Here is a 4,141-nt window from a genome sequence, read left to right on the forward strand (position 1 = left end):
TTCAAGTCTTTTGAATCACCCTTAACCGTTTGAGCGGCGATTTCAGTTTGATCAGGTGTATAACCCTTCACTGAGGGGCTCTTAACAGCTTCAAAGCTTTGATCTGCTGACCAAGCACCATAAGTTACTTCACCAGTAACAGAATCGGTGTACTTAGTCCGAGTAAAGGTAAGTGACTTGGTATAAGTGTCTGCTGCATCTGTACCATCAGGGTACTGGTAATGAATCGTTTCCTTAACAGTCTTGGTATCTGTTGTAGCAACAGGAGCAGAATAAGTGTCCCATTGCCATACGCCAGCATGGGTATTACCATCCATTAATTGTGCGGCCGTTTTAACATCATTATTGTTACTACGCCAATTAGCAGAGGTCACCTTCTTAGAATCAGTTGTCCTTAAATCGCCAACTACGGGGTCTAAAAGACCAACCGTTGAATTCAGAATAGTCCTATCACCAAGTGTAATTTTACTTGTTCCATATGTGGTATTTCCGACTTCATAATAAAGGTTTGACAGCATATTTGTTGTATTTCGCCCACGCGTATCAAAACTAGCTAAGTTCAATTCGTTATTTGAAATTGTCCAACTAAACATATTTTGGTATGTTTCGGCTGATGTTGTGTTAAATCCTGAAACATCGATTCCTTCCAGTGAAGAATCTCCATTAAACATATAAGAAAAGTCTTTGACAGATTCTGTCCTCAATTGACCGATTCCCTTAAGTTGAACCAGGTTAGCAGCACCACAAAACATATAAGTCATATTAGTTACATTACCTGTAGTTTGAGCAAACTCGCCAGAAATATCGAGGGCCCTATTACTTGCGCCATCTAAACCCCCATATTCCCAAAACATTCCACTCATGTTCTTCACATTTGAAACATTCCACTTTGCTACAGATAAATTATTCAAACTGTGTGTATGCGTAAACATTAAGGCCATGTTATTAACATTTTGAACATTCCAATTTTCAATGCCTTTGATTGTGGTTAGTGATAAATTCCTGTAAAAAAACGCCTGCATATTTGTTACTTTACTTGTATCAAATGTACTTACATCAGCCGTTACCAAGGCAGTATCGTTTAGGAAAAAATTATCCATTGTTGTAGTTTGAGTTGTATCAAATTTTGCTCCATTATCAAGGATAAAGCTTTTCAGATTGGACAAATTGGCAAACAGTCCAGAGGCATTTTCAGGGGATACAACATTTCCACTAATATGGATTTCCTTAATATCATTGCCGTTGAACGTTCCATTCGATTCCCAGGGTTTATTGTTTGTTGTAATAGTTCCACTATTAACTGTTAAAATACCAGTACTTTTATTAAAGGTAAAAGTAGCTGTTCCCCATGTTCCAGTTGTTTGGTTATCAGCCCCCGCCGTTACTTGTTGAGTACTTACTGTTGTTGCATCACTGGCATTTGCTTGATATGTCGACAACAATAAAGTCGCCGAAAGAACAATTGAGCCAGTGAGCAAGAATTTCCCAGATTTATATAATTTATAATTTCTTTTATTTTCCATAATACATCTACTTACAACTGTCATCATATTTATATTATTTGGTCAATTATAGTTTAATTTTCTTACAGTTACAATTGACACATTATTAGCTAAATTCTCAAATCACATTCAAATTGTGTTATCAAAATATAAGTGTCTGTTTCTATAAAAAAACTTGAACACGGGTATTTTATAAAAAACAACCAAATTTCGCTGGTTGCCTTCGCACTACTTCTTTTTGTGAAACTTGAAAAAAACTATCATCAGGTAATAGGTTTTTCATCTGATAAATACGCTCTTTTATTTTTATCTTACGTCCTTGAAACTCACAATAAACACTATTTCTTTCAGTATATACACGCATAATTTCTGAAATGGGAACAGACGTATACCCGTTGTTGTCTTTGACAGTAAATTTATCTTCCACGAATATCTTCTTGATTTTATTAATTACATATTCAACGTAAGGAGTCTTTGATGGAGCGTTAACCGTAATATATGATTGTTTATTATTAATATCAGTATGTAACTGTACTTCCATATCCAATTTGATCTCCATATCACTTGATGTATTCATTCTACCTTCTTATATTTCGATAAAAAACCAAAAGAAAAGAAATGGTTATAAATTAAAAATATACGGTAAAAAATAGTATAAATAACCATAACTTTTATTGAAATATGCTTTATTATGTCCAATATTCAACTGAGAGATTACTTCTTTTTCTTATTCTTAATTTATATTGTATACTGATTTTTTATTATTTAGTTTAGTAATTATTTTGACTATGTTGGACTGTTTCAATACTAGATTTTATTATTTTTTTTTCAGCAATAGGAAGTTCAGAAATATAATCTTCAACGATATCGTTAATGACTTCGTATATTTTTTTACTTTGTAATGTTGCAATTGTTGTAACTGCAGTATGCGTATTTAAGGGAAGTCTGATAGATTTTGGTAAATCCTTACTAGTCATCCTAGTTTCTGGAAGTTTTAAAAGATCCTCTGGCATAGAGCGTTCTATTTCTTCCGAAACTTCAGGGGGGATATTTTGAGGACGTTCAGTTTTTTTCTTTCGAAATGAGTCTAATCCCATATTATTGGTATTCATTTTTTCTCCTTATTTTCTAAATAGATTTATTCTTTGTTGCATTTCTTCAGCTAAATTTCGATAAATTTCATGAACTCTTTTATCGTGTATATCACTACTATTATCAGTGATTCCTGTTCTATCAAATCGTTTTAAACGGTTCATTTGTTTTATATGTGTTTTAAATATATTAGATTCTCCGAATGTTTCAATAGCATCTTGTAAAACATCTAGATCAAGCTCAGACCCATTTTGTTGTAGTACCGGTAAAACTCCTAGTAGGTCAATATTTAAGCTATAGTCATCTTGTAAAGATAATAGATGATCTATATACTTTTCTGCCCCTTTAAGTGATCGTTCCTGTGTTTGGAGCACAACAATTACAAAATCACTGGCAACTAGTGCATTGTCTGTGAATTTGTTTAGCTGTGGAGGAATATCTAAGAAAATATAATCATAATTTTCTTTAATATCTTTTATAAAATTAGTTAGATGATGGTCTTGGGAGTAATCATCTGACCAGTTATCGTATAAATATTTTTCGTAATTTTGTAGATCGGAAAAAGAAGGTAATAAATCTAAATTTTCTTTGACATTAATTAGGGCCTCATTTGGATTGTTATTTTTAATGGATTCAAAAAGTGTTTCTTTGAAAGTTACTTTTTTCTGTAAGATATTAGACATTGTAGTAAATAATAAGTCAGTAGCATTTGCTTGAGGGTCTAAATCTATTAAAAGAACTTTTTTATTTAATTGAGATAGTGTGTAAGAAAGCAAAACAGAATTTGTCGTTTTTCCTACTCCACCTTTAAAATTACCAGTAGTAATGATTTTAGCCAAATTCTTTCTCCTTTATAAATATATAAATTTATAACTTTGTATATTTATAATATCATATAATTATATTTTTATAAAAGTATAATTATATATAAAATTAGAATTTATTGCTAATGAGAACGTAAAATAAACACAGTTATAAATATATAATATTACATATTTATAATTTTATAATTATATAATATTGGATATTTATAACTTTATAATTATATAATTAAATGAATATGTCAATAATTTTATAAAATTATTGACATCGATGATTTGATTGGTAAAATGAAGCATGAATTGAATAAAAAAAGTCCGTTCAGTCCCCAGCAAGGGATTGAACGGACTGCACAGTAACTGTTAAGGCCAGTTACTTGCATTTGTTTTTATATAGAGGACAGCTAATAAAGTGTATCCTCAACATCAGTTATTATTATACTGTAAGAAAACAAAATATCAACCAAAAAGCATTGTTTTGGGAGGTCGCAAGTAAATAACTTACGGGCTCCTTTTTAGTTACTGTGACGGCTTTTGATTTCCTTAAGGCCGTTATCCTATAAGACTGAGACGGGACAGGCGTGTACCCGTAAGGAGGGAGGAAGTTGTTCCGTCCAAACCACGTCCGAAGGTTGAAGTAGCGCTCAACTGGGCAATGAATCATTGAACATGGGTTAGCTCGCCCAGCAAGTGATTGGCAAAGTAGTGGCTTCTAGGGTAGCACCTAGG

Annotated in this window: 4 protein-coding genes; all 4 read right to left on the reverse strand. The window is 32.2% G+C overall.

The genetic code is table 11. From position 1 onward, the window contains the following. A partial coding sequence (locus tag AOQ32_RS07845; RefSeq protein ID WP_148666535.1) for a BspA family leucine-rich repeat surface protein occupies nt 1-1,550 on the reverse strand: 1,550 nt, incomplete at its 3' end. A gap of 142 nt (nt 1,551-1,692) precedes the next feature. After that, nucleotides 1,693-2,079, reverse strand: a complete 387-nt coding sequence (locus AOQ32_RS07850; RefSeq protein WP_059394338.1) for a LytTR family DNA-binding domain-containing protein — start codon at nt 2,077-2,079, stop codon at nt 1,693-1,695. Between the two features lie 193 nt (nt 2,080-2,272). Next, nucleotides 2,273-2,614: a hypothetical protein gene (locus AOQ32_RS07855; RefSeq protein ID WP_059394339.1), complete on the reverse strand. Its 342-nt coding sequence runs from the start codon at nt 2,612-2,614 to the stop codon at nt 2,273-2,275. Between the two features lie 9 nt (nt 2,615-2,623). Next, entirely contained in the window at nt 2,624-3,433 is an 810-nt protein-coding gene (locus AOQ32_RS07860) for a ParA family protein (protein ID WP_059394340.1), read from the reverse strand. Nucleotides 3,434-4,141 lie beyond the last annotated feature (708 nt).

Origin of the sequence: Fructobacillus tropaeoli (genome assembly GCF_001047135.2) — a bacterium.
Classification (GTDB): domain Bacteria; phylum Bacillota; class Bacilli; order Lactobacillales; family Lactobacillaceae; genus Fructobacillus; species Fructobacillus tropaeoli.

Coding starts and splice junctions, on each gene's coding strand:
- AOQ32_RS07850 (WP_059394338.1), bottom strand. CDS start 2,079: ATGAATACATCAAGTGATATGGAGATCAAATTGGATATGGAAGTACAG.
- AOQ32_RS07855 (WP_059394339.1), bottom strand. CDS start 2,614: ATGAATACCAATAATATGGGATTAGACTCATTTCGAAAGAAAAAAACT.